This is a genomic window from Ruminococcus sp. FMBCY1 (genome assembly GCF_023921805.1).
GTDB lineage: Bacteria > Bacillota > Clostridia > Oscillospirales > Acutalibacteraceae > Ruminococcoides > Ruminococcoides intestinale_A.
Window position 1 is genome coordinate 503070 of record NZ_CP074197.1, and the last position, 25031, is coordinate 528100.

Annotated in this window: 26 protein-coding genes, 3 tRNA genes and 1 other RNA gene; 22 read left to right on the forward strand and 8 right to left on the reverse strand. The window is 38.5% G+C overall.

The window, feature by feature from the left end:
• Positions 1–9 precede the first annotated feature (9 nt).
• The 3 genes from KGF34_RS02275 (at position 10) to KGF34_RS02285 (ending at position 2290) form a co-directional block, all read left to right on the forward strand.
• A complete protein-coding gene (locus KGF34_RS02275; RefSeq protein ID WP_195410276.1) occupies positions 10–321 on the forward strand; it encodes a DUF5131 family protein in 312 nt (103 codons plus the stop codon).
• An 86-nt stretch (positions 322–407) separates the two neighbouring features.
• Complete coding sequence (locus KGF34_RS02280; protein WP_252559683.1) at positions 408–1763, forward strand: sodium-dependent transporter; 1356 nt, start codon at positions 408–410, stop codon at positions 1761–1763.
• A 167-nt stretch (positions 1764–1930) separates the two neighbouring features.
• Positions 1931–2290: a helix-turn-helix domain-containing protein gene (locus KGF34_RS02285; RefSeq protein WP_252559684.1), complete on the forward strand. Its 360-nt coding sequence runs from the start codon at positions 1931–1933 to the stop codon at positions 2288–2290.
• A gap of 394 nt (positions 2291–2684) precedes the next feature.
• On the opposite strand, the gene rnpB is transcribed toward KGF34_RS02285, so the two are convergent.
• Positions 2685–3031: RNase P RNA component class A (gene rnpB / locus KGF34_RS02290), an RNA gene on the reverse strand.
• Positions 3032–3150: 119 nt separating this feature from the next.
• On the opposite strand from rnpB, the gene KGF34_RS02295 reads away from it, so the two are divergent.
• From KGF34_RS02295 to KGF34_RS02325, 7 genes are all read left to right on the forward strand, one after another.
• Positions 3151–4323: a malic enzyme-like NAD(P)-binding protein gene (locus tag KGF34_RS02295; protein WP_252559685.1), complete on the forward strand. Its 1173-nt coding sequence runs from the start codon at positions 3151–3153 to the stop codon at positions 4321–4323.
• Positions 4324–4431: 108 nt separating this feature from the next.
• Complete coding sequence (locus KGF34_RS02300) at positions 4432–5022, forward strand: cyclase family protein (protein ID WP_252559686.1); 591 nt, start codon at positions 4432–4434, stop codon at positions 5020–5022.
• A 1-nt stretch (position 5023) separates the two neighbouring features.
• Entirely contained in the window at positions 5024–5683 is a 660-nt protein-coding gene (locus KGF34_RS02305; protein ID WP_022235119.1) for an HAD hydrolase-like protein, read from the forward strand.
• Positions 5684–5692: 9 nt separating this feature from the next.
• Positions 5693–6319, forward strand: coding sequence for an epoxyqueuosine reductase QueH (locus KGF34_RS02310; protein WP_252559687.1), 627 nt, complete (start codon positions 5693–5695; stop codon positions 6317–6319).
• A gap of 104 nt (positions 6320–6423) precedes the next feature.
• A tRNA-Ser gene (locus KGF34_RS02315) sits at positions 6424–6512 on the forward strand.
• Between the two features lie 133 nt (positions 6513–6645).
• Positions 6646–6734: transfer RNA gene (locus tag KGF34_RS02320), tRNA-Ser, on the forward strand.
• A gap of 32 nt (positions 6735–6766) precedes the next feature.
• Positions 6767–6856: transfer RNA gene (locus tag KGF34_RS02325), tRNA-Ser, on the forward strand.
• A gap of 455 nt (positions 6857–7311) precedes the next feature.
• Here KGF34_RS02325 and KGF34_RS02330 read toward each other — a convergent pair.
• The 3 genes from KGF34_RS02330 to KGF34_RS02340 all read right to left on the reverse strand — a co-directional run bounded on the left by KGF34_RS02330 (position 7312) and on the right by KGF34_RS02340 (position 9258).
• Positions 7312–7857, reverse strand: a complete 546-nt coding sequence (locus KGF34_RS02330; protein ID WP_252559688.1) for a hypothetical protein — start codon at positions 7855–7857, stop codon at positions 7312–7314.
• Positions 7858–8254: 397 nt separating this feature from the next.
• Entirely contained in the window at positions 8255–8701 is a 447-nt protein-coding gene (locus tag KGF34_RS02335) for a hypothetical protein (RefSeq protein WP_252559689.1), read from the reverse strand.
• A 254-nt stretch (positions 8702–8955) separates the two neighbouring features.
• Positions 8956–9258 (reverse strand): RHS repeat-associated core domain-containing protein, encoded by a 303-nt coding sequence (locus tag KGF34_RS02340; RefSeq protein WP_252559690.1) that lies wholly within the window; start codon positions 9256–9258, stop codon positions 8956–8958.
• A gap of 307 nt (positions 9259–9565) precedes the next feature.
• Here KGF34_RS02340 and KGF34_RS02345 point away from each other — a divergent pair, with 307 nt between their 5' ends.
• Positions 9566–9799, forward strand: a complete 234-nt coding sequence (locus KGF34_RS02345; protein ID WP_252559691.1) for a hypothetical protein — start codon at positions 9566–9568, stop codon at positions 9797–9799.
• Positions 9800–9826: 27 nt separating this feature from the next.
• Here the strand turns inward: KGF34_RS02345 and KGF34_RS02350 are convergent, their stop codons facing one another.
• From KGF34_RS02350 to KGF34_RS02360, 3 genes are all read right to left on the reverse strand, one after another.
• Positions 9827–10156 (reverse strand): hypothetical protein, encoded by a 330-nt coding sequence (locus KGF34_RS02350; RefSeq protein WP_252559692.1) that lies wholly within the window; start codon positions 10154–10156, stop codon positions 9827–9829.
• A 33-nt stretch (positions 10157–10189) separates the two neighbouring features.
• Complete coding sequence (locus KGF34_RS02355; protein ID WP_252559693.1) at positions 10190–10600, reverse strand: hypothetical protein; 411 nt, start codon at positions 10598–10600, stop codon at positions 10190–10192.
• 240 nt (positions 10601–10840) lie between these two features.
• Positions 10841–11908, reverse strand: coding sequence for a hypothetical protein (locus KGF34_RS02360; RefSeq protein ID WP_252559694.1), 1068 nt, complete (start codon positions 11906–11908; stop codon positions 10841–10843).
• An 849-nt stretch (positions 11909–12757) separates the two neighbouring features.
• Between KGF34_RS02360 and KGF34_RS02365 the strand changes: the two genes are divergently transcribed.
• From KGF34_RS02365 to KGF34_RS02375, 3 genes are all read left to right on the forward strand, one after another.
• Positions 12758–15874 carry an alpha-amylase family glycosyl hydrolase gene (locus tag KGF34_RS02365; RefSeq protein WP_252559695.1) on the forward strand — a complete coding sequence of 1039 codons (3117 nt, stop codon included), beginning with the start codon at positions 12758–12760 and terminating at the stop codon, positions 15872–15874.
• A 673-nt stretch (positions 15875–16547) separates the two neighbouring features.
• Positions 16548–17057, forward strand: a complete 510-nt coding sequence (locus KGF34_RS02370) for a carboxymuconolactone decarboxylase family protein (protein ID WP_354667450.1) — start codon at positions 16548–16550, stop codon at positions 17055–17057.
• A gap of 272 nt (positions 17058–17329) precedes the next feature.
• Positions 17330–17938, forward strand: coding sequence for a hypothetical protein (locus KGF34_RS02375; RefSeq protein ID WP_055147690.1), 609 nt, complete (start codon positions 17330–17332; stop codon positions 17936–17938).
• Positions 17939–17992: 54 nt separating this feature from the next.
• On the opposite strand, the gene KGF34_RS02380 is transcribed toward KGF34_RS02375, so the two are convergent.
• Positions 17993–18244 carry a helix-turn-helix transcriptional regulator gene (locus tag KGF34_RS02380; protein WP_015513363.1) on the reverse strand — a complete coding sequence of 84 codons (252 nt, stop codon included), beginning with the start codon at positions 18242–18244 and terminating at the stop codon, positions 17993–17995.
• Between the two features lie 72 nt (positions 18245–18316).
• Here KGF34_RS02380 and KGF34_RS02385 point away from each other — a divergent pair, with 72 nt between their 5' ends.
• From KGF34_RS02385 to KGF34_RS02420, 8 genes are all read left to right on the forward strand, one after another.
• The gene (locus KGF34_RS02385; protein ID WP_252559696.1) at positions 18317–18727 is read left to right on the forward strand and encodes a hypothetical protein; all 411 of its coding nucleotides are present in this window, start codon (positions 18317–18319) and stop codon (positions 18725–18727) included.
• Between the two features lie 118 nt (positions 18728–18845).
• Entirely contained in the window at positions 18846–19616 is a 771-nt protein-coding gene (locus tag KGF34_RS02390) for a phospholipase D-like domain-containing protein (protein WP_015513364.1), read from the forward strand.
• 13 nt (positions 19617–19629) lie between these two features.
• Complete coding sequence (locus KGF34_RS02395) at positions 19630–20409, forward strand: hypothetical protein (protein ID WP_015513365.1); 780 nt, start codon at positions 19630–19632, stop codon at positions 20407–20409.
• 257 nt (positions 20410–20666) lie between these two features.
• Positions 20667–21575, forward strand: coding sequence for a ParM/StbA family protein (locus KGF34_RS02400; protein ID WP_161208660.1), 909 nt, complete (start codon positions 20667–20669; stop codon positions 21573–21575).
• Positions 21563–21856 carry a hypothetical protein gene (locus tag KGF34_RS02405; RefSeq protein ID WP_006428275.1) on the forward strand — a complete coding sequence of 98 codons (294 nt, stop codon included), beginning with the start codon at positions 21563–21565 and terminating at the stop codon, positions 21854–21856. Before KGF34_RS02400 ends, KGF34_RS02405 begins: the two co-directional genes overlap by 13 nt.
• Positions 21857–22074: 218 nt before the next feature.
• The gene (locus KGF34_RS02410) at positions 22075–22647 is read left to right on the forward strand and encodes a hypothetical protein (protein WP_252559697.1); all 573 of its coding nucleotides are present in this window, start codon (positions 22075–22077) and stop codon (positions 22645–22647) included.
• A 33-nt stretch (positions 22648–22680) separates the two neighbouring features.
• Positions 22681–24024 (forward strand): DNA (cytosine-5-)-methyltransferase, encoded by a 1344-nt coding sequence (gene dcm / locus KGF34_RS02415; RefSeq protein WP_008400060.1) that lies wholly within the window; start codon positions 22681–22683, stop codon positions 24022–24024.
• The gene (locus tag KGF34_RS02420) at positions 24021–24980 is read left to right on the forward strand and encodes an amidoligase family protein (protein WP_008400058.1); all 960 of its coding nucleotides are present in this window, start codon (positions 24021–24023) and stop codon (positions 24978–24980) included. Before dcm ends, KGF34_RS02420 begins: the two co-directional genes overlap by 4 nt.
• Positions 24981–25031: the final 51 nt, after the last annotated feature.

A 25031-nucleotide genomic window follows, 5' to 3' on the forward strand; every position in this document is an offset into this window, starting at 1 on the left:
GGTAAAGCTATGCATAGGCTGTATGAGTGTTGGTGCGGCGGAGAAAACTATGACGGCGCACGACCATGTAATTTTGATTGGGTAAAGCACCTTAGAGAGGAATGTGAAAAGTACAATGTCACTTTTTGCTTTATAGAAACGGGTACTGTGTTTATCAAAGACAGCAAAACTTATCTTATGCCGAAAAAACAGCTTCAAAGCAAGATGGCTTATAAATCTAAAATGAATTTAAGCGAAAAACCGATCGAATGGAAACTTTGCGATAACTTCGGTGACAAAATCCCGAAAAATAAGCTCTATGTGCCATTAAGCGAAAATTAAAATACAGATAAATATTTTACATTATGCTTGACAGTGTATGATTATTTTTTATATAATTGTAACAGTTTGTTTTTAGGAGAGTTTCTATGGAAAGAGAAAGTTTTAAGTCACGGCTTGGATTTATTCTTGTAAGTGCGGGCTGTGCAATCGGCATCGGCAATGTTTGGAGATTCCCGTATGTTGCAGGTGAAAACGGCGGCGGTCTTTTTGTTTTGCTTTACCTCGTTTTCCTCGTTCTTATGGGTATTCCCGTATTGACAATGGAGCTTGCAGTGGGCAGAGCAAGCCGAAAAAGCGCCGTGCTCGGCTACAAAAAACTTGAAAAGCCAAAAAGCAAATGGCATATTCACGGTTGGTTCTGTATGCTTGGCTGTTATCTGCTGATGATGTACTACACAACCGTTTCGGGGTGGATGACAAGCTATTTTTACAAATTTGCAACAGGCACTTTTGAAAGCGGAATGACCTCTGAGCAAGTCAGCGGTGTATTCTCTCAGTTGCAGTCAAACCCGATTGAAATGGTTATATGGATGGCTATTATTACCATACTCGGCTTTTTGGTGTGCAGCAGAGGTATTCAAAAGGGAATAGAAAAGGTGAGCAAGGTTATGATGATTGCTTTGCTTGTGCTCATTCTCGCACTTGCCGTAAACAGCATTTTGCTTAGCGGTGCAGGCGAGGGACTTAAGTTTTATCTTGTTCCCGATTTTGAAAAAGTATCCGAAATAGGTATCGGCAACATTGTTTCCGCCGCTATGAATCAGAGCTTTTTCACACTCAGCCTCGGCATTGCGGCTATGGAAATCTTCGGCAGCTATATGTCTAAGGACAATACTCTTCCGGGCGAGTCCGTGAAAATCTGCGCACTCGATACTTTTGTGGCAATTATGGCGGGACTTATTATTTTCCCTGCGTGTTTCTCATACGGAGTTGAGCCCGACCAAGGCCCTGCACTCATATTCATTACCTTGCCAAATGTATTTGTAAATATGGCAGGCGGAAGAATTTGGGGCACACTGTTCTTTTTGTTTATGACTTTTGCGTGTTTTTCAACTATCATTGCCGTTTTTGAGAATATCATTTCGTTCTGGATTGATATGTTCGGCATCAGCCGTAAGAAGTCGGTAGTCATAAATGCGGTTATTATTCTTATTGCAAGTTTGCCTTGTGTGTTCGGATTTAATATTTGGAGCGGTTTTGAGCTGTTTGGTCAGAATGTTCTCGGTATGGAGGACTTCCTTGTAAGCAATATTTTGTTGCCTGTCGGCTCGCTTATTTATCTGCTGTTCTGCGTTACAAAATTCGGTTGGGGATTTGACAATTACCTTACTGAATGTAATACAGGCAAGGGTATGAAATTTGCAAGATTTTTAAAGCCTTATTTCCAATTTGTACTCCCGATTCTTGTGCTTATTGTACTTGTACAGGGCTTTATAAAATAATTTAAAATCAAATCTCCCGATATTGCATTAATCTTGCGTATCGGGAGATTTTTTTGTCTAAACAGTTAGTTAAACCGTAATTCTAAAATTCTCAAAAATATTTTCAGAAAAATTATTGCAATTAGTGCAACTTTTACCTTTTTTGAAATGTAATTGAGGTGATAATTTTGAAAAACATTAAAAACTTTTTTACATTACCAAACGAGGTTTTCTGCCTTATGCTCACTTCGTCTGAGCTTGCCGTTCTAAGCTATCTTGTGCGTTGCAGTGACGATACGGGAATGTGTTTTCCGTCGGTACACACCATTGCAACCGCCTGCGCAATGTCAGACAATACAGTACGCAAGTGTGTGCGAAAACTTGAGGACAGAGAGATTATCTCAAAGTCCGGCGGCTTTCGTGCGAGCAAATTCGGCAAGGAGCAGAACACTTCTTTTATATATGAACTCAACCCGAGTTTTTACAACGAAGGTTTTGCAAGAGCAAATCTTGTGGATTATTTTACAAAGAGAAACGCTCAACCTTAAAAAATCAATGCAGTAGGGTGCTTAAAATTTTGAGGATAACCGCTTTATTTTTTGCACCTGCCTGCTTCATAATCTGAACCCTAATAAAACTAAATAAAGAAAACTTATTAAAAAATACTAACTGAACATTCGCAGTCGGTCGCCGATTGTGAGTGCTTTTTGTATTTTCTCCGTTTAAGTATTTTACTGCAATATAACAGTGAATTTTATATGCTGAAAAGCATTATTTTTAAAAAAATTGAGTAAACTTTTTTGGAGGATAATTTAGCGTTAGCTAAATTTCAATGCCCGACCGACACTCCGCTAAACCATAATTTACTAATGCTGACATTCAGAACAGAACGCAAAAAGCAAAAAAATAAAAACCACTGCAAAAATGCAGTAGTCTTTAAAAAATATGACTGTATCTGTAAGCCGGGTTCTGTCGTGAACAGCTATCTATCTTGGCAGCCCGTTGCCGGAACTGCTCAATGCCACCTCCTAAGGACACGCCGAGCAAGCGTATAATGTCCTACCACGGTGTTGCTTCAAATAGGGTTTACACGGCAGATAACTCTCGCTATCTCCGGTGAGCTCTTACCTCACCTTTCCATCCTTACCACAAAAGTGGCGGTAATTTTCTGTTGCACTATCCCTGGAGTCGCCTCCGGCGGCCGTTAGCCGTTATTTTTGCTCTATGAAGCCCGGACTTTCCTCGCAAAACGCCTTTCGGCAATTTCCCGCAGCTGTTCAATACACTCATATCTATAATACTATATGATTTTTTGCAAAATGTCAACTTAAATTTTCATAAAATAGCTTGATATATCCGATTTTTCAGTTTATAATAAATAAAGATTTGTAACAAAGGAGAGTTTATAATGGACATAAGACAGAAATCACTCGAAAAGCATTACGAATGGAACGGTAAAATCGAGGTAGTATCAAGAGTTCCTATTTCTAATGCCGAGGATTTATCTCTTGCATATACACCGGGTGTTGCCGAGCCTTGCCTTGAAATTCAGAAAGATTACGACAAGTCTTTTGAGCTTACAAGAAGAAACAATCTTGTTGCAGTAGTAACAGACGGTACAGCGGTTCTCGGTCTTGGCGACATCGGCCCCGAGGCAGGTATGCCTGTTATGGAGGGCAAATGCGCTCTCTTTAAAGAGTTCGGCGATGTTGACGCATTTCCTATCTGCGTAAGAAGTAAAGATGTTGACGAAATCGTAAATGCAATTTACCTTATCAGCGGTTCATTCGGCGGTATTAACCTTGAGGATATTGCCGCTCCCCGTTGCTTTGAAATTGAGAAAAAACTTAAGGAAAAGTGCGATATTCCGATTTTCCACGATGACCAGCACGGTACAGCCGTAATCGTTGCCGCAGGACTTATCAATTCTTTAAAGCTTGTAGGCAAAAAGTTTGAGGACATAAAGGTTGTTATGAACGGCGCAGGCGCAGCAGGCATTGCCATTGCCAAGCACCTCCTCAATATGGGTGTTAAGAACATTACTCTTTGCGACAGTAAGGGTATCATCTGCAAGGGTGACGAAAGACTTAATGCCGTTAAGCGTGAAATGGCAGAGATTACAAACCTTGAGCATATGACAGGCACACTCGCAGACGCTATGAAGGGCGCAGATGTATTTCTCGGTATTTCAGCCGCAGGCTGTGTAAGCGAAGAAATGGTTGCTTCTATGGCAAAAGACCCAATCCTCTTTGCTATGGCTAATCCTACTCCTGAAATTATGCCTGACCTTGCCAAGAAAGCAGGCGCTGCCGTTGTAGGTACAGGCAGAAGTGACTTCCCGAACCAGATTAACAATGTTCTCGCTTTCCCGGGCATTTTCAGAGGTGCTCTTGATTGCCGTGCAAGCGACATCAACGAAGAGATGAAAGTTGCCGCTTCATTTGCAATCGCTTCACTCGTAAGCGAAAGTGAGCTTAATGCCGACTACATTCTTCCCGAGGCTTTCGATAAGAGAATCGGTAAGACTGTTGCCGAGGCTGTTAAAAAAGCCGCTATCGAAACAGGCGTTGCAAGAATTTGATAAATGTATAAATTTACGGGGCTGTCGAAAGGCAGTCCCTTTTGTATTTGAATTTTTTGTAATTATATAGTATAATAGATGTATTAAGACAAAAAGTTGGTGCATAGCTTGATAATTCACGATATTTCAAGGGATATTCTCACAAGCAAGGTCTACGAGGGCGACCCGCAGACCGAGGTAAACAGAATAAAAAGTATTGAAAACGGCGATGATTACAATCTTTCTGCCATTAGTATGAGCACCCACACAGGCACTCATATTGACGCTCCTCTGCATTTTTCGAGCGACGGCAGTTCTATATCCAAAATGCGCCTTAATACCTTTACGGGCAAATGTACGGTAGTTACCGTCAACGGTATTCTTACGGGCGAAGATATGGACAAAATTCTTGCGCACAGCCGTAAGAAACTGCTTTTGCACGGCAACTGCAAGGCTTTTGTGTCTGCTTTTGCCGCCAGAGTGCTCGCTGACAGCGATGTGGTTATGATTGGCACGGACGCACAGTCAATCGCACCCGAATATGACGAGAACGAAACGCACAAAATCCTTGCCGAGGCAGGCATTGCGATTTTGGAAAACCTTGATTTATCGGATATAGCAGACGGCGACTATGAGCTTTTTGCATTTCCTATTAAGCTTGGCGGTCTGGAGGCGGCACCTTGCCGTGCAATTTTGTTTGAACAGGAAAGAGGTCTTTGATATGGTAAAAATGGTAGTATTTGATTTGGACGGCACACTTGTAAATTCTCTTGTTGACCTTGGTATTGCCACCAATGAGGGACTTAAACAGGCAGGCTTGCCTGTACATCCTATGGAGAATTACAATCATTTTGTAGGCAACGGCAGAGAAATGCTTGTAAAGCGTGCAATGGGCGAGAAAAGCGAAGATAAGGCACTTTTTGATACGGTTATGAACGGATTTAACACTTACTACGGCGCTCACAGCAACGACCATACAGCCGAGTACAAGGGCTGTACCGAACTTTTGGAGCAGCTCGACAAAAACGGCATTATGACGGCCGTACTTTCAAACAAACCCGATGAATTTGTAGGCGCTATCCTTGCAAAAGTATTCCCGAACCATAAGTTTACCGAGGCTTGGGGCAACAAAAAGGAATATAAGTGCAAACCCGACGGCGAGGCTTTAAACGCAATTTTGAGCAAGCACAATGTAAAGCAAAGCGAGTGTATTTATATCGGCGACAGCGATGTTGATGTGTTCACCGCAAAGAATGCAGGCGTAAGTATGCTTGGCGTTGAATGGGGATTCAGAGGCAGGAAAGAGCTTACGGAGGCAGGCGCTCCGCAGGTTGCCGCAACCGCCGACGAACTTTTGAATATGATTTTGGCACAGAAATAAGGACGAACGATGAACAAGGTAAATTATCAGAAAATTCTTGACGGAATAATCTCAAATCTTCAAAAGACAAATACTGTTCCGACACTGCTTTTGCATGTCTGTTGTGCGCCTTGTTCAAGCTATTGTCTTGAGTATTTGTCGCAGTATTTTAAAATCACGGTTTTCTTTTATAATCCCAATATTTCTGAAAAGGCTGAATATCAGCACAGATTAAACGAAGAAAAACGCTTTATTTCCGAAATGAATTTTAAGTACCCCGTAAATATTATTGAGGGCGAATATTCTCCTTTAGAATATTTTTCTGCCGTAAAAGGTCTTGAAAACGAACCCGAGGGAGGGGAAAGGTGTAAAAAATGCTTTGAACTGCGCCTTGAAAAGACCGCCCGCATTGCCCGGGAAATGAATTTCGATTACTTTACAACCACTTTGACGATAAGTCCGTTGAAAAACGCACCGTTACTGAATCAAATAGGTGAGCGTTTTGCTGATGTTTACGATGTAAAGTGGTTAAACAGTGATTTTAAGAAAAAAGAGGGTTACAAACGCTCAATCGTACTTTCTGCCGAGCATAATTTGTACAGACAGAATTACTGCGGCTGTGTTTTTTCAAAGCGTGAGGCGGCGGAAAAAGAATAAATTTACAGAATTTTGAAAAAGTTTGAAAAAAATTCAAAAAAATCTTGACAAACGGCTGAAAAAATGGTATAAAATATATCGTTGCGTAAGATAATCGGCAATACGGAGAGATGTCCGAGTGGTTTAAGGAGCTAGTCTTGAAAACTAGTGATCCCGCAAGGGACCAAGGGTTCGAATCCCTTTCTCTCCGCCACTTGATTGCCGATTTTCTTATCGCTTTATATATACGGTTTAAAATATTTTATATAAAAATTTATTTTAACTGTTGACAAATATATCACAAAGTGATATAATAAATATCGTTGAGTTGTGATAACATTCAATACGGAGAGATGTCCGAGTGGTTTAAGGAGCTAGTCTTGAAAACTAGTGATCCCGCAAGGGACCAAGGGTTCGAATCCCTTTCTCTCCGCCATTTATTCAATATTTTTTGTAGTTTAACTACACGGAGGATTACTCAAGTGGTTAAGAGGCTCCCCTGCTAAGGGAGTAGGTCGCTAACGCGGCGCGAGGGTTCAAATCCCTTGTCCTCCGCCAAAGGATAGTCTGAGGTTTTATACTTCAGACTATCCTTTTTATTAACTAACAAAAGTTTTTTGGCGTTCAGTAAAAACTTTCCTCGACAATGAACAGGTGTAGGTATTTAACGCTTTCATACTCTACAGTCTATGTCACACTATCTCCCAACAGGGTGATTGTTTTATGCGAACTTTCACAAGTTGGCTCGAATAGAGTCTTTTTATCTCTATTCCTTCACACTTTTGTCAGGCTCACATTATTTTGTATTGTATCGCACTTTTAGACTTTATGTAGAAAAGTCGGGTTTTAATTATTATCATAGTATTAAAGGCTGTTACAAAATTTGTAGCAGCCTTTTCTTAGTTGAATTTTTGATTTTAAGTTGTAATTTTTGCTAATTAATTGGAATTTGCTTTAAACAATATTTCTTATACCAACTATTATCCGCTGATATTAATCTACTGTTCTATGACTTATAGCAAAGCCATAGAGCTTCCAAAACTTGCAAATGAAAATAGGAAATAATACGGTGCAGTTGTAATAGTTAAAATAAAAACCGAATAGAATTTTTTTGGCTTGCTTAATTCGGATTTTCTGAACACGAAAAAGTAATACATAATACAGCTTGCTATGAGAGAAACCGCAATCAAGGCAAGAATAATGTAAAAGCTCTCAGCAAATGCTTGATTGTTAACGCCCAAGTATGAATATTGAGGATAAATGGCATAGATGAACAGACAGAAGTAATACTGCAGAAATGTTATACCATCAATTTGAATTACAGAGATATTTGTAGTATTGCTTAAAATTATTAAAACTAAAGAAACAATGCCAATCGCTGCTAAGTCAGCCACAATGCCAAATATATAGGTATCTCTCTTCATCTGAGAAGTTATGTATTCATCGCCAAACTTAACCGAAAGGAGGTATGTAACATAGCCGGAAATTATAAGCTTGCCTAAAAATATTAATCCAAAGAAAAATAAAAATACTGTTACTACCATAAATGTAATATTCATTAAATCACCTACTTAATTTGATTTTAGCTTTTTGTAAACATAATTAGGAATAAATCTATTTTTATTTTCATTAAGTATATTTCTTCGATGTTCATAGTAGCTATAAAAATTCCCCCTCAATAAAGTTTGCATTGATACTTGTACGCAATTATAATCAAAAAGATTATAAATTATCTATAATGTTGGTTATGTTCTCTGGCTTATATTTAATCAGCGTTTTCCAAAGGTTCAACCTTTCATCAATACCATCTTTGGAAGCATAAACCATCATTAGTGTAAATATATCTTCTTCATCATAATCTTGTTTTCCTCTGCTCTTAGTAAGATAATTATGTTCAACTATTCGTGAAAAACCTCGGTTATCAAATTGTATTTATAAAAAGGATTTTATTATATATCAATTATAAAATAAAGTAGGAGAAATCAGGAAATAGTATGGAGCAGTCATTAACACAAAAATCAGCAAAGTACAGATTTTTTGCTTTTTTGTAAGATCCGGGTTTCTGAAAATTGTAAAATAATCAAAAAACAAGCTGATAAGTGCGGATATTGCAATTGTCACCAGAATAAAAATAAATGAAATGAAAAATGAATTCTGTTGGGAATAATCAGGCGCATACATAAACGAGAAAAGACTCATACTAAAATACACAACATAATTTTCAAAACCTGAAAAATAACTCGGCAAATCACTCAAATTCTGAATAAAGCCAATCACAATCATACTAAAAGATGCTATTAGATCAGCAAACACTCCATTGCGGTAAAGTTTTCTCCTGATTTCTTTATCAATTATTTTTTCTCTAAACAAAGCGTTATCCACGCATTTCGCCAACAGTACCATAAAATATTTTGGCAAAAGCAAAACTATGAGAAAAACCGGTAATATATATAAAATTATATCCATAGTAAAATAACCTTTCGTTATTTAATTTTTTTAATTCACCGAATATATTGTTTGAAATGAATTCTAAGTTGTATGACTCTATTTTATTTTTATATTTAACATACTGCTTATTAAATTATTAAACGAGCCTTCTAATAAAACTTCTATTGACACTTGAACACAATTATAACTATCTAAATCATATCCTCTATTTAATTCGTAATTGATGTATCAAATAATCTAACCGCATTACCGAATTGTACCCAATAAGCGTCTGTACCCTCAGGGTCTCTTTGATTTACAGGATTATTGTTGCAGTATGCAAACATATTTGTTCCAAAGATATTTGATTGAGTGTCACAATACATATCTGCATTTAAAAATCTGCCTGTAACCGGATCATAGTAACGGCTCTTGAGATAATACAAACCGGTTTCACTGTCATACACATATTCTCGATAACGGAACGGATTTATATTTGCAAGATCACAGTCCGAGGTATGTGCTTTAGTCATATCAGAGTCAATAATTTAAAGTTTTTACACGCTATATAATATCATAATAATAAAATTCAAAATATTTCCGAACGGAATTAACAAAAAATATGGAGCCGACATAATTGCAATAAGTAATGAATATCGTTTCTTTTTTTCTAATAAATCAAGATTTTTAAATATAAAAAATCTGCAAAGTAAGAATATTATTACAGATGATAAAAATATGGTCGAAATAGTAAATAATATACTCTGTAAATTTGAATAGTTAGTTCCTGTTGTTATCATATATATAAGTAGTATAACGGAATTTTGTACTGCATATTTAATGGATTCACCTAAAATTACAGGAAATAATATCGAAAGAATAACCATTGAAATCGATTCTGCTAAAAAGCAACAGCCTAAAATTTTCCAAATTGTATTATTGTATTCACTACTTAGAAGTGGCTTTGGTAATTTGGAATTAATTATATATACAGATACGCAATTTGCTAAAATTGTTTCCAAAAATGCTATAACGATTATAAAAAGCAGTGTAATAATCGGAGAGCATATGTAATCAATCATATTTAACACCTCTAAACTTTTAACAATTAATTAATTTGTTGTAAACTTTATTGGGATGAAAATCACGCTTAAATACATTACCATATATACTTTTGATTTTATCCTTGTATTTTTTACTTTCACTACTAAAGGTTCCTTGAAGTAATATATCCATTGAAGATTGAACACAATTATATCCATCTAAATCATATTCTCTATTTAATTCGTAATTAGTGGTATGTAAATCATTAAGCCATTCATTGCCAGTCCTATAATCACGGGCTATTTGACAAACATCATAAATTACTATGCGTTTACCGTTTTCGTAGCAAGTGAATTTTAAATTATTGGCATTTGACCAAGAATACATTTTTGTTAACTTTTTATAATCACATTTACAATATTAAATTTTTGCTAATGGATCAACTAATGGTCCGAATGAAATCATAAAATAATACGGAGCTGTAGTAATAGCCAATATACCCAAAGAACATATTTTTTGCATTTTGCTTAAATTAGATTTTTTAAATATAAACAAGTAATTAATTAGTAATCCTATCAAAGCCGAAAGAATAATTAAGTATAATAGAGGCTGAACAGAATAAATATACCAATCAACATCAGAAGCAATGGTTGAGTAATCAGGATATACTGCAATATAAAAAATATAAAAAATACAATTATATATGGTTATATCGTCAAATTTCAAAAAACTATCATACTCCAACAGATTTTGAATAATCAAAATAAGTGGTAGAATAACAACAGATAATAAGTCAGATATAAAGCCACAAATTATAGTCTTCTTTTTCATTTCTTTTGTAAAGTTGCTTTTACACAAAGTATTTGAAAGTATTTCTGAAGTTATAAAACAAGTTACACATTTAATAGCAATAGAAATGACTAAAAATAAAAAGCAAATCATAACAAACATAAAAACATAATTCATTAAAAACACCTCTTAACATTAGCTTGTTTTTTTAATTCGTTGTAGATATAATTAGGTACACAAGCCTTTTTTTAGTTAAATTTTGATTTTAAGTTGTAATTTTTGCTAATTAATTGGAATTTGCTTTAAACTATATCCCTTATACCGAGCGTTATCCATTCCTCGTGGCAGTAAATAGTCTTTTCTGTAGCAATAAAGATAATTTTCTGTTGCAAGCAAATCGTCAAATACACATTCATCAGAAAGCTTCTTTTTAGTTCCGGTGTCTATATCGACCTCCCACAAACCGTTATTTTCATCCTCAACGGTTGTTCTTACTATATTCCACTCTGACTTTTCAGCCGAAAAATAAATTTTATTATTATTGTAAGTAACTGATTGAACATAATTATGTAAGGCTGCTCGTGATATTTCTCCGGTTTTTAAATTGTATTTTAAGAAAGTACATTCTTCAGAAGTGTTTATCAGATCTTTGCAGCAATATAAAAAGTAATCATTAATAATAGCCGGCTCGTCCAAGTTACTCAATGTACTATGTTCGAAGTGTGATTTCTGCAAATATGTATCCACATCATATTGAAAAATTTCATATTTGTATTCATTTTTTGTAATAACATTAAGTGTATTGCTGTTTATAGAAATATAGAATATTTCACCGATATAATCTATTTCTTTCCTGTCGTTTATATTCTTAGCATCAACAATTACAAGTTTCTTTTTGTCAACTGAATATAAAACCCTGTCGCCATCAAAGAAAAGGATTTGGCTTTGTTCATCTAATTTTTGCTTTTCTTGTGTTGCGTGATTTTCCATATACAAACTGCCGTCATCGCAATAAACTTCAATATTCTCTATTCTTTGCGAAGTAATTGAAGTTGAAACATTTTCTTTTCTGTCAGAATAATAAATATCAGCCCTAAAATACATAGGGTCTTTTACATATAAATTGCCGTCCTTATATACCATATAATCATCTGACATAGGAAACCTTTTACCGTTATAAATACGCATACTGTTACAACCGTATTCATAGCTGTTATAATACGAAGTATCGCTATCCGGTTTAAGGTCAACTTTTTCTTTGCTCAAAACAAAAAATGCAATAATCAAAAGTAAAGCAGATAATATAATTAAACATATGATTAACGGCGACAATTTCTTTTTTACTTTCATAATATCACTTTCTCCTTAGAAATTTACAAATACAGTAATCATTATGTATTAATTAGTCTGAAACTTTTAATATATCAAATTCATAACAGCTACAATTTAATTTATTCTGCCAAAACACAGATAAGGCTGTATTCGTAATAATTTGTTTATTAACGGTTCCGTGAAATTTACCAGTAACATTTCCATATTTAACCTCAGCATAATTCTACCATACAAAAGATAAATAAGCAACGACAATTAATCAATTTGCATAAATTCATCTAATTGCACTATGTATTATTGTTTTAATTGTGCAATATTTTAGGCTGCTACAAATTTTGTAACAGACTTTTAAAATCTTATTTTATCTTTCACAATTTCATTTATCTTTTTACTGTTTTCTTATCTTGAAATTGCAAAAACAGATGATCATAGCTTACATCTAATTTTTTCACAAGCCTTTTATATTATCAATGCTATGCAAACTATTTTAAATTTCATATTAATTCGTCCTTTCATTTATATATACCAAATAGTTATTAGCTTACTGTAATCTCGGCTTTGTAGATTTTACCATCTATTTCTGCTCTGCACTTCGTTTGAAAATATACGGAGAGTAAAATAAGAATACAAACAGACAAGAAATAACTACTACGAGAAACTTGCGGCGTGAGCCATATTTTTTGTCCGATTCAAATAAAAAATAAATTTATTTACTATGCTTGTTTCTTGCATATATTATAAAGCGTTTCTTTGTTATAATAACTAAAAATACTGCGGTTAATTTGTTAAAATAAAACATATATTTTTGTGGAGTATTTTGGTATAATTAAATGGAAATCAAATACTTGGAAAGGACGGATTTCGTTTATGAGTAAACTTAAAAAGCTGACAAGCATTGTGCTTGCGGCAACTATCGTTTCTTCTGCATCTGCAATGGCATTGACCGCATCCGCAGCTGAAAATGATAATGCGGTTTCCGCAGCGGACAATAATCTGCAAAGAAATGTTCAGGACGGCGTAATTTTACACGCTTTTAACTGGTCGTACAAAACAATTAAGGAAAACCTGCCTGCAATTGCAGCAGCCGGTTATTCTACAGTTCAGACTTCACCTGTTCAGCAGCCGAAAGACTACTCAACATCAAGAGATGTTACAGGTCAGTGGTGGAAACTTTATCAGCCTGTAAGCCTTTCTGTAGCTAAAAACGCATGGTTCGGTACAAAAGACGAACTCAAAGACCTTTGTACAGAGGCTGAAAAGTACGGTATAAAAATTATTTGCGACATTGTTTCTAACCATATGGGCAATGAAAGCGAAGATACACCTAATGTTGTAAGCTCACAGGTTAAAACATATGATCCTGAAATTTACGACAATGCAAGTGCTTTCTTCCGTAACAACGATATTGTTGCATCAGACAGCAGTGTAAAAAATGTAGTTCAGGGACATGTTACTTCCTGCCCTGACCTCAACACAAACAGCAAAGTTGTTCAGGATAAGGTTATCTCACTCCTTAAGGAATGTATCGACTGCGGTGTTGACGGTTTCCGTTTTGATGCGGCAAAACACATTGAAACTCCCGATGACGGTGACTATGCTTCTGATTATTGGAAGAACATTACAGAGTCTGCAGGCTCATATTACAAAGCAAAAACAGGCGACAATCTTTATATTTACGGTGAGATTCTTAACAACTGCGGTTCCGGCAGAAGTTACAGTTCTTACACAAAGTACATTAATGTAACAGATAACAAAACAGGTGACTCTGTACTCGCAAATGTGGTAAAAGGCAAGGCATCAAATGCCGCAAACTCAAGCTACAAGTCAGGCGTTGACGCTTCCGATGTAGTTCTTTGGGCAGAGTCGCACGATACATACGAGGGCGATTCGGGTGCAGGCGGTATCAGCAATACCTCTAAAGTATCTGACGAAAATATCACTAAAGCATGGGCTATCATAGCCGCAAGAAAAGACGCTACTTCTCTTTACTTTGCCCGTCCGGGTGCATCGTTAATGGGTGAGGCAGCAGGCGATATAACTTATAAGAGCACAGCTGTTTCTGAAATTAATAAGTTCCATAACCTCTTTGTTGGTCAGAGTGAAAAACTCGGTGCCGTTGACAATGTAGCTTATGTTGCAAGAGGCACAAGCGGTATTGTTCTTGCTAACTGCGACGGCAACGAAAAGTCTGTAAGTATTTCAGGCACAGGCCTTGCAAACGGTACTTACACAGATACAGTTTCAGGCGCTAAATTCACTGTAGCTAACGGCGTTCTTACAGGTAATATCGGTTCAACAGGTGTAGCTGTTGTTTACAACGGCACAACAACTCCGAGAAATACTTGTTCTGTAGAGAGCGGTGATTTCAAGGGCGACACACTTACACTCAACCTCGGTCTTGACAACGCAGCATCAGGTACATACTGCATTGACAATTCTAAGCCTGTAACTTACACAGGTGACATTGCAATCAGAGTAGGTTCAGACTACGCTTACGGCGAAACAATCAACCTTACTCTTACAGCAACAGACGGCAAAAATACAACAACCACTACTTACAAATATACCAAGCAGAAATCTGCAAGTTCAGGTGTGTATGTATTCTTTGCTTCTGAAAAAAGAGAAACAAGCTCAAAATGGAAAGCTCCTTACTATGTTTACATCTACGACGAGGAATCTTCAAAGGAAGAAACTTATAAGGCATCAAACTGGCCTGGTACAAAGATGAACTATGATAAGGCAACAGGTTATTACTATGCAGAAGTTCCTACAACCTGTATTGCAACAGATGCAGATGAAAACGAGTCTGAGTCAAATTTTGACCTTGCACACTCTGCAAACACAAGAGTTATCTTCTGCGACAGCTCAAATGTAAACTCTGCTCCTCGTCAGTATCCGTCGGAAAAAGGCCTTAAATTAAAAGGAACTTCTAGAATTTTCGGTCTTACAAAGACAACTTCATGGGAAGAAACAACACTTGTACCTACAGTTGAATCACAGCCTGCAACCGAAGTTACAAGAGGCGACAAAACATATAAATACGGCGATGTAAACACAGACGGAAAATTTAATGTTCAGGATGTAACCTCACTCCAGTTTATTGTTGCAGAGTCCGTAAAGCCGTCACAGCTTATATATGCATTGAGCGATGTTACAGCTGACGGTGTTGTAGATATCAGAGATGTAACAATGATCCAGAGATATATTTCCGGTATTAGAGAGGACACAGGCAAAACAGGCGAAGTTTATAAGGCTGAACAACCTACACAGCCTACACAGCCTGCAAAACCTACAGAGGCAACCAAGCCTTCTACACAGCCGACAACTGCTCCCGCACCTTCTACTTACACACTTTACTTAAAGACACAGCTTCCTTGGATGACATCAATGGGTACAAATCTCTATGCTTTTGATAACAATACAAAGAAGTCTTATCTGCTTGAGCAGGATACCGACGATTATCCGAATGTATTTAAGGCAGAGGTAGCAAACACACTTACAAGTGTTACTTTCTACAGAGCATTAGATATGGTTGACGAAATGACAAAGGCGTCAAGTTCAGGCCCTGTATACAACGCTTGGGCAGCAACTGTAAGCAGCACAAACAATTGCTACAACCTTGAAAGCGTTGATGAAGCAACAGACAAAGCAACTGCAACAGTCGGTCCGTATGTAAAAGAAGAGGCTCCCGAATGGACACTTGATGTAGTATATTTTGATAATTCAAAAACAAAGTGGGGAGAAGTTTATATTTACGGTTGGGGCAACGGTCTTTACGAAGAGGCATATAAAATGACTCAAATTGAGGGCACAGACATCTGGAAATACGAACTTCCCGAACCTATTTATCCGGGTACAGAAAGTTTCCTTTTTAAGAATACAGAAAGCACTTGGGTTAAAAAGACTAAGAATGTAAAGGTTGTAGAAGGTAAAAATCTTTACGACGGAAAAGCACAGGCTTGGTCAGGCACTTACGAAGAGTGATTTTAAAGTTTAAATTCTAATTTTGCGGGCATACCAAAAGTATGCCCGCATTTTTATGTAAAAATTTTGATTTTTTATCAAAAATTGCGGTAAATTATTGTTCGGCTGATTGCTTTATCAAGCAATTATAAAAGTTTGGTCGACCTTTTCAAAGGTCGTGGGTGTGGGCAAAGTCCACAAATACTTTCCGCTTACGCAATCTGACGATAGCCAAACAGCTTGCTGTTTGGCGGCTTGAACGCAACGGCATTAGCCTTTAAAAATGCGATAGCAACAAGAAAGCCATTCAATAAACAATAAATAAGCAAATTTTTTTCTAAAAGGCTACCGCCTGTTTTTTTAAACTCGGTGCAAGCACGCAAACAGCGTGGCTGTTTGCGCCTGATAAATTGTTATATCGGAAGACTTTTATGCGCACTGCCCAAACCCGCAATTTTTGAAAAAATTGAGTAAACTTTTTTGCTTTTGGGAGGATAATTTAGCGTTAGCTAAATTTCAATCCCCGACCGACACTCCGCTAAACCATAATTTCCCAATATTAAAAAACAGACCAAAAATTTTTATTTATCTCTTGACTTAAAGTCAGCTTTAAGTATTATAATACTGATAAAGAAGTGATAATTTTATATCGCTGTAAAATAATACTTTTTATTTTAAACTTGGAGGTATGATTATGGCTGTAAAACAAACCGCAGGCAGAGATTCGCTCGGAGAATTTGCACCTAAATTTGCAGAACTTAATGACGATGTACTTTTCGGTGAAGTATGGTCAAGAGAAGATAAACTTTCACTTCGTGACCGCTCACTCGTAACAGTAACCGCACTTATGGCACAGGGATTAACCGACTCATCCTTTAAATATCACCTTATGTCAGCAAAAAAGAACGGTATTACAAAAACGGAAATTGCAGAAATTCTCACACACGCCGCATTCTATGCCGGCTGGCCAAAGGCTTGGGCAGCATTCAGAATGGCTACCGAAGTATGGGCTGATGATGCGGAAGATTTGAGCGAAAAGGAAAAATATCAGCAGTCAATTCTTTTCCCGATTGGCGCACCTAATGACGCATTTGCAAAATATTTTATCGGTCAGAGCTATCTTGCACCGTTGTCTACAGCACAGGTCGGTATTTATAATGTAACTTTCGAGCCGAAGTGCCGTAAACTGGATTATGTAGCATAAGAGTGTATAGCGTGTCTGTAGTCTGATTTTTGCCATAAATAAGTACAGGATACACAGAGAATAGAAAAGAATGTGTATTCAGTTAAATAAGAAATAGATAGCTGGTATGAGAGAACAAGGAGTCTTTCATACCAGTTTTTTTGTGGGAAAAGGGATAGGTTGCACAGGATCTGCCAGGAGATTTCAGTAGGTTTGGTGAATAGCTTTCTCCCAGAAGTGTGGTATAGTCTTGTGCTTGGAACAGGAAAACTACACAGAAGGGAGACACCGATATGACAGCACAGCCAGATATCATCTGGAATGAGCAATGTTTGGGGATACGGATAGGAGAACAGGTTTGCACCTATCTGAAAAAGCATGATGCGGAATACCAGAGACTGCAAAATAAAATACTGGAACTTACAGAGAGGTATCCAGTAATAGAAACATTTATGGAGTCGAATCAGGCAATCAGTCTAACGACAGAAGAGCATAAGGCAGTGCATCAATATTTCCGACTGGAAAGCGAAAAGGAAATGATAGAAGAACAGTACCATTTTTATATGGGACAGGCTCAAATGATCTCCTATGGAGCAATGCTTGGAAAAATTAAAAAAGCAATATTGGGAAATGATGACGGTGACACAAAGAAACTGCTGGAGTTGCTGCTGGATACCTGGATTGATGAGGTTGAAGATCAGCTGAAAGAAAATACAGTGTACCAGGGAATGCTTGAAAAAATATCGAAATATGAAGAACAGGTTCAGACAATGGGATTATCAAAAGAAAAGCGAAAAACAATAGACAAATACGTTACTGAAGTTAGTGAGAGATGGATATTATATGCGGAATCTTTATATCAGGCTGGCATGCAGAAAATTCTGGAACTATTAAATTTGTAAAAAAGGGACGGATAAAATGGGGAAGCACGAAAGGAACTTCCCCATTTGTCACTTCTATTCATCTTTGCCATCAATGAGAAATATGTATGAAACCTGAAAGATTTCAGCAATGGCTTTTAATTCAAGATCAGTGACATAACGCTTGTTTGTTTCGATTCTGGTGATTACATTTTTATCCATATCGTAACCAGCTAACTGGAGTTTATAGGCAAGATCACGCTGAGACATATTGTGGGTCTTGCGAAGTTCAATCAATCGCTGGCTAATCAGATTCTTCTCACCAGACTGTGTCCTTGGCTTTGGCATCTTAAATCTCTTCCTCTCTGGTAAAAGGATGGCTTGTCTCACTTTTTGCACCATCTGTATTGATTTTAACGATTGGACAAGGTAGAATCGGTTGTAAAAGTGAGACAAGGAAAGAAGAGAAGGGAGAAATATATGGAGCAGGCAAAAATAGAGCAGCTTGCATTTTTATATCTATGCAGCGAGCATGATAAAAGGTTATTGCTGAAAAAAGAAAAAATGCCGTTAGCTGATTTTGACAGGTTGACCTACTTGATTTACCATTTAGGTTTTAAGGAATATCATATAAAAGTATGGATGGAATTTGCTGGGGACTTCCAAAAGGAATGGGATTGCCTGGAAGCACTTCAGGAAACAGGTGGGTGTGTTGGAAACATAGATAGTACAGAATCAGAAGTTAAACTCCATGAGATGTGGATTCAGGATTTTTGCAAAAGCACACCAAAAGAGATCGGAGAGTGGATACAAGACCTAGATTATAAATAAAAAATATGATATCATTAGTGGTAGAAATCGAATTTTGTTAGGAAATGATACAATAATGAGTAGTGATAAAGAAATTGCTCATAGCATTGCGATATATATAAAGCTATAGGGGGATGTTATGACAGAACAGCAGTATAAGGATTTATTGATAGCAACAGCAAAGATGAGTGATTATGAACATAAAGATGAGGTGGTGGAGGCGCTTAAAGTTGCTTCTGTTTCATTTCAAAAGGAATGGGCTTTTACATATCATTTGCCAGATCATCGTCAAGAGTATATTATTATTAGCGTTGTTCCAGATAAATTAATTGTCTTGAAAGAACATGAAGATTTTGTTGATGATTTGTGCAAACAGGTTTATGAACCAAACGATTATAATGAGTATAGCGGATTGGTATTAAAACCCGGAATACTTAATATTGCACCAGAAGAAGTAAGCCAAGAGATACTTTTTGATGATATACAAAATCGGATAATTGATGAAATTCGAGAAGCAAAGTTCTCAATTTGGATAGCAATGGCATGGTTCACCAATAAAAAAATATTTGATGAATTATTGAAAAAAAGAAATGAAGGGTTAGATGTAAAAATTATTATTGATAATAATCGTGTTAATAAGGAGAAACCTTCGTTCACTTTGGAAGATCACTTTGAGGTTTATCGGGTGGATGTGATGTCAGAGCGGTACAAAAATATAATGCATAGGAAGTTTTGTGTGATCGATTTAGAAGTTGCAATGCACGGTACTTTCAATTGGACAAACGCTGCAAACTATAATAAGGAACATTGGGATGTAGATCATAATAGAGAAACAGCAAAAACATTTGCAGAAGAATTTGTGAAAATGAGAAGAGATGCTGAATTGTCGATGTTGTGGCTTGATTTTTGAATGGAGTATGTTCATGGATTTAAAAGAATTTTATTTTCAAAATATAAAGGAATCCGAATACCATTATCGTTTTCTGGAATCTGTTAAAAAGGTAAATTATACATATAATATTTTTTGTGGTGAAGAGGAAACTCAGAATTATCAATTTGAGATTTATGATGTTGAAGAAGCAATAACTAAATTTAAAGAACTGTGTCAGCCAGATGTTGATTTTTCAGGTGAAAATAAATGTTGGTTTTATCTAATAACATATTATCTACATATGCTCGGTTATGAGATAAAAGAGTTTCCTAGAATACTAGCAAGACCCCCTGTTGATCCAACAGACTTTACATATAGAGATATTAGAAATCGAATTATTGCTCTAGGTGGAGATGATAATGGAACTGTTCGTTATGCGACTAGAAGAACCTTTGTAGCAGATCTGACATTTGAGCAAAAGTCTTGTAATATTGAGGTGAACGATTCTATAAATCAGAAATTTATTGAAATTTCTACTAGACAGGCATCTTTCAATAGTATGCATATAGATGAAAAAATTGCTGAGATTGCAAACCTTATTGAAAACCTGTTGAAACAAGATGGAAAATTTATCACACCAGAATATGAAGATGTATGTTGTGGCTTCATTGACGATACGATAGTAAAGAATTATAGAAAGAAAATGCAGTGCTTTAGACATTGCACAGATGAAGCAATAGAGGAAAGAAAGACATACTCCGAAGAACAAAAAAATTTCCTTGTTGATTATGGACTTACAATGGTAAAAGCTATTCATGAATTGGTGAAATAAAGAATAGTAACATAGGCAGCTAGTAGGAACATTTTAAAGCAGTATTTATGTGCTACAAGAACAGAAATAGAGAATCCAAATTATAAATTAATTAAAAGTGATAGCATACAGTTATGCATATTTGTTTGTAAATATACATAACTGTATTTTTTATTACGGGCAGGGCTCTTCGGGGTTCTGCCCTTTTTCTCTTTTTCCAGACCAAAAGACCACCTGCTGGAAAAGAACAAGAAAAACCAGAAAGGATGTGGTGACTTATCATTATAGGAATTGACCATGGATATTATGCCATAAAAACTCCCCATGTATGTTTCCCGACCGGACTGACCGGATACGATTACGAGCCGTATACCATGCAGAATGTCCTGCAGTACAATGGGAAATTTTATGTGTGTGGAACCGGGCGGCAGACGCTGGTGAGAAGTAAGACTTCCAATGACAATTATTATCTTTTGACAATGGCAGCCATTGCCCAGGAAATCCGCTATCGCCGGGGAGAGCGGAAAACAGATGTAGTTCTGGCAGCCGGTCTTCCACTGGCAAGTTTTGGCAGGGAGAAAAAAGGCTTCCGGGAATATCTGTTTCGGAAAGAGCAGCCTCTGCGTTTCCGGTACGAGGATGAGAGCTATGAGATCCGGATTCAGGATGTAAAACTGTTCCCACAGGGATACTCAGCCCTGGCTCTCCACCCGGAATGTGTTCGGGACGAGCCTTCTGTTCTTCTCGCAGATATCGGTGGCTGGACCGTAGACCTGATGCGGCTGGACAACAGTGTTCCAAATGCCGCTACCTGCCGCAGCCTGGAACTTGGTGTGATCCGGTGTGTGGATGAGATCACCGAGCAGGTACGCAGAAATACCGGACTGTCTGTAACGGATATTCAGATCGAACGTGTTCTGAACGGCCAGAGCTGCAGCATGGACCCGGCCGCAAAAGAAATCATTGTCCGGCAGGGAAGGCTCTACACGGAGAAAATACTGTCTGCAATTATGGAAGCCGGGTTCGATCTGAAGGCAATTCCGTCCGTGATCATGGGCGGCGGAGCCAGCATTCTGAAACGGCACGTGACACCGCAGGACGGGCTGTGTCGGCAGATTTACCTGACAGACGTACACGCCAATGCTTCCGGCTATGAGCGGATTGTGGGGCAGATGTGCGCGAAGTAAAGAGACCCGTTTTCTCGTTCCGCCTGAACCTTGATAACCCAGATCACAAAAAGGCATGGGAGATCCTGCAAAGTGTTCCAGATGGACAGAAGAGCAGCTATCTGGTTCAGGTGATCTTAAAAGATCAGGAAAACAATCAGCTGGAGAAAAGCATCCGGCAGGCAATCCGGGAAGAACTGGCAGGTGTTTCCATTTCTGGCTCCGGGGAGAGTGTTTCAAAAAAGGAAGAAATCCCGTCCCAGATGCTGGATTTTCTCTCCGGGCTTGAGGATGCATTCTGAAAAAGTCAAGTCTTTCCTGGTGATAAAATAGCCAAATTTCAAGCAGTCAAATTAGTATAAATCACGGATTTTTGAAAGGGGTGATGCCTATTGAATGTTATTGGATCTGCATCCTTTGGGAGCTTTTGAGAGCCTCATATTCGTTGGGTATTGTGAATAGCTTTCTGTCACGTTTTAGGGTATGTTGTATGTAGAAAAAAGAAAGGAGAACGAACACAATGGAGATGAAAAACATATGCGGAAAAATCCCGGTAGAGCTGCATGAAAAGCTAAAACTGGAAGTCGAAGAGTTAGGAATCAGCATACCAAAATACCTTGAAATGGTAATCGAAGAACACATGACAAGAAAAGGAGAAAAGACGAACATGGCAGATTTAAGAACAGTAGCAGTACAGGTAACCGAGGATTTATTTTCCAGACTGAAAGCAGTCCTCGCCAGGAATGGCATGAAACAGAAAGACTTCTTAATCGGGCTTATCGAAGATGCAATCGAAAAAGAAGAAGTCAAATGGAAAGCAGAGTCAGAGGAAGCCGAAGAAACAGAAATGGAAGATCCTGAGACTGCGAAATCAGAACCGGATGAAGAGTCAGTAGAACCTGAAGCAGAAGAGCCTGAGACAGAAGCACTGGAAGCTGAAGCAGACGGAGAAATGACAGAACCGGACGAAGCTGAAGCAGATGAAGAGCCGACAGAGCCAGAAAACGAAGAGCCAGCGGAAGCAGAGCCAACAGAACTGGAAACCGAAGAAGCAGAAGAATCTGAGCCAGAGGAAGCGGAATCAGAAGAATAGACATCACAAAACAGAAACCAAGAGACGGAAACGGTGCAGAGAAATCTGCACTGTTTTTTTCGCAGCGAAGGGAGGCTGATAGCCGGAACAATTCGATTTTTTGACCTGTTCAGTGGAATCGGAGGATTCCGAGAAGGGCTGCACAGGGCAGGGGGCTTCACCTGTGTCGGACACTGTGAAGCAGATGCATATGCAGACCACAACTACCGGGTGCTGTTTGATACGGAAGGAGAGTGGTTCTGCAATGACGCAAGAAATATTGAAACAGAACGAATGCCGGACTTTGATCTTTTATGTGCGGGATTTCCTTGCCAGGCATTCTCAATCGCTGGACGAAGGGAAGGATTTGCCGATGCAAGAGGAACCCTTTTCTTTGAAGTTGCCAGACTGGTTGCAGACAAACGACCTGCGTATTTTCTCCTTGAAAACGTACCCGGTCTGCTTTCGCATGACAAAGGGCGGACGTTTCACACCATCCTCAGTACGCTATCTGAACTGGGGTATCATGTCGAATGGAAAGTGCTTAACAGCAAGGATTTCGGAGTCCCCCAGTCAAGGAAGCGGGTGTATATTGTCGGATATCTTGATGGAAGATGTGCCGGAAAAATATTACCTTTCCCAAAAGCAAATGGAACAGCTCTTATACAAGTCCATGCTGGCAAACAGGGAGAAAGAGTCTACGCAGAAGAAGGACTGAGCTGCACGCTGACCAGCGGGGCTGGTGGTATGGGCGGCAAGACCGGATTATACGAAGTTGGTATCCCAATCAAGGAAAACACCCGAAAAGGATACAAGATGGCCTACGAGGGGGACAGCATCGATCTCGGATATCCGGGAATCAACAGTCGCAGGGGGAGAGTCGGGCATGAGATCGCCCATACCCTGACGACCGGAAACCAGCAGGGAACACTGCATTTTGTAGATATCTCCCCTCCGCCGCTGGTGACAGACGTTGCAAGATGTCTGAATACCAGACAGGATTCCAGCATCCATAACCACAGAGGCGAAAGTTCCGGGGTGCTGGTGGAAGAACCGCCAAGGGCAGTACTGACACCGGCCAAGGAAAAAGTCCGCCAGAATGGAAGAAGGATGAAAGAACCGGAAGAGCCAATGTTCACCATTACGGCAACTGACCGTCATGGAGTGATTTACCACGGCAGAATCCGCAGGCTGACGCCAAGGGAGTGTCTGCGGCTGCAGGGATATCGGGATGGTCAGATTTCCAAGATGGAAAAAGAAACATCGGATAACCAGCTTTACAAGCAGGCCGGTAATGGTGTCACTGTCAATGTCATTGAAGCAATAGGCAGAAATTTGAAAGCAGTAGATGAAGAGATCCAAAGCGGCTCACCTGTTCCAGAAGCGAAGGGTGGGTGAAGCAGATCGACCTAAAAGACCAGTATTTTGGTACAGAGATTGAGATGACAGGTATCAGCCGCTATGATGCGGCTGTTGCGATTGGAAGAATGTTCGGAACAGAGCCATATCATATCCGTTCTTACGATTCCTGGTGTGTAAAAGATTCAGATGGAAAAACGTGGAAATTTTCAAGAGACAGCAGTATCGACTGTGAAAGGCTGGCAAATGGTACTGTAATAGATGCCGATGGAGATTATTCGACAGAAATGGTATCCCCGAAATTGGAATATTCGGAAATGGGGAAACTCCAGGAAGTGGTGCGGTGTGTCAAAAACGCAGGTGCTTTTGTCAATTCATCCTGTGGCATGCATGTCCATGTGGACGCATCCAATCATACACCAAGGAGTCTGAAAAATGCACTGACGATCATGTACTGCAAAGAGGATATTCTGTTCAAAGCCTTAAATGTACAGACGAGAAGGGAAGATGAGTATTGCCAGAAAGTCCGTCCTATGGTATTGGAGAAGATCCGCCGGATGCCAAACAGCACCATCACGATGGAAAAATTCAAAAGGGCATGGTATGAGGGAAATGACGGAAGCTCCGAGCATTACAACTGGACAAGGTATTATGCCTTAAACCTACATGCTGTTTTTTCCAAGGGAACACTGGAATGGCGTTGTTTTGAAAGCACCCTCCATGCAGGAAAAGTCCGGTCGAATATCACACTGGCACTTGCCATATCCGCACAGGCGATCAACCAATCTTGTACCCATGCAAAAAAGACGGAGATCGGGGATAACCCGGCATTTACGTTCCGCACCTTTCTGCTCCGCCTCGGATTGATCGGGGACGAATACAAAAATGTGCGGAAGCATCTGCTTGCCAATCTGGACGGGGATAAGGCATGGCGGTATGACAAAAGTACCTATGCCTGTCTGCAGAATCCAAGACGGACAGATGATGCGAGATAACAGAATAATGAGAACAGACAGGCCGGGTGGAAACATCCGGCTGTTCTTATG